Source organism: Sphaerisporangium sp. NPDC088356 (assembly GCF_040685555.1).
In the GTDB taxonomy this organism is placed as follows: Bacteria; Actinomycetota; Actinomycetes; order Streptosporangiales; family Streptosporangiaceae; genus Sphaerisporangium.
On record NZ_JBFBIK010000271.1, the window covers coordinates 1 to 1,741 of the forward strand.

The 1,741-nt window shown below is 63.0% G+C and carries 1 pseudogene; it reads left to right on the plus strand.

Annotated features, from left to right (window positions below):
• Positions 1-1,048, plus strand: a pseudogene (locus AB0O34_RS36815) (hypothetical protein); the annotation flags it as partial.
• Between the last annotated feature and the right edge of the window lie 693 nt (positions 1,049-1,741).

The window sequence follows — 1,741 nt, forward strand, 5'->3', positions numbered from 1 at the left end:
CGCGGTCTACGAGGACTACGACAGCGACTACGCGTTCGTCACGGTCTACAACGGCCTGTCCTACTCCGGCGAGCAGGAAGTCTCCAAGTCCACCTTCGACAAGTGGGCCGGTGACAAGTACGCCAAGGACGAGAAGATCACGGCCGAGGAGTACGCCAAGCTCCTCGAGAAGTACGGCCCCAACGGCCCGCAGTACACCAAGACCCTCGACCCCAACGTCGAGACGGTTGCCAAGCCGGCCGACGCCCAGCAGCACTTCAACCAGTACATGAGCCCCGAGGGCCGGAACGGCATCAAGGTCGTCGGCGTTGAGGTCACCAAGTCGGTGTACGACGCTGCCCCCAACTGGGCCAGCCTGGAGAACGGGGCCAAGTACCTCACCCCGAGCAAGAAGGTCGCCATCAGCCAGGAGGAGTACAAGGCTCTCCTGGCCCAGAAGGCGGACGGCAAGTTCCTCGGCGAGCTGACGGCGACCAAGGACGCCAACGGCACCGAGACCGCTTGGTTCAAGCAGCAGTTCTTCGTGAAGAGGTGGACCAAGACCACCGTCGCCCAGGAGTACTACGTCACCCACTACTACACCGTGTCCTACAAGGACGCGGGTCGCCTCGGCGACAACGTGGGTGGCCAGGGCTTCACCTGGAACCAGAAGGTCGGCCAGCCGGTCTACGCCTTCGGCTACCCTGCGGCCGCGCACCCCGACGGTGACAAGCCGTTCACCGGTGTCACGCCGAAGTGGTGCTACGGCAAGACCTTCGCCGCCGCCGCGGCTGCGAAGTTCAAGGCCGAGGCCCAGATCGGCCTCAAGTGCTCCATGACCGCTGGCTCCTCCGGTGGCCCCTGGATCCTCAAGTACAGCAGCACGAAGCGCCTCGGCTACATCAACGGTGTCACCAGCCTCATCGGCGACGCCGACGCCAACGGCCGGATCGACTTCAGCACCTCGCCGTACTTCGACGCCGAGACCTACTCGATCTACAAGTCGGCTGCCAACCTCTGGTCCGGCTCGATCGTCACCAAGACTGGCGAGCTCACCACCAAGGCCTGAGGTTTCTAGCTAGCTAGAACACAGCAGTCCCAGCAGGGCCCGGCATTCGTGCCGGGCCCTGTTTTGCATTGTCACGGCCTCCCTGCCCAAGACTGGCGGTCTGTGTAGATCTGAGAGAGGCGCGCAGGGGCCCTCGGAGGAGCTCCCGGCACGCGAACGCTCACCAGACGACGCGGGCTGCCGAAGTCCGGCCTCTCCGCGGTGGGCGGATCTGGGCATCGATCGGCACGCTGTGTGAGAGACAGACCACCCGCGGCCCGGCGAATCCACACTTCGCGTGAGGGACTCATGATTCTCTGGAGCGAGAAGCGGCTTTCGTACGGCGCTGTGGTGGCCGGTCCGCACGGTTTCAGCTCGTTGAGGGTCGCTTAGACGTAGCCGGACCCCGAATCGGCTCCCTTAGTTCCATGTGATCTGCGTCACACTCGACTGATCGTGTGGTGCTGGCAGTTCACTCTCACCACATTGGAACCACTCAGTCCAGAACCGCCCTGATCTGCGAGTAAGACCCTTGCTTGCAGGGTTCTGACAGGGGCTGTCCGCCTAGCCAAAAGGTTACGAAAAGGTCACGCGCGGGCGAAGGTCAAAATTCCCCTCAGATCGCCCCCACAGGCCAAGATCTTCTCGCTATCTTTCTGGTTATCCCTTTACTGACGCATGGGGCGCAAGATGCGTTCCACGACAGGCCCAGGA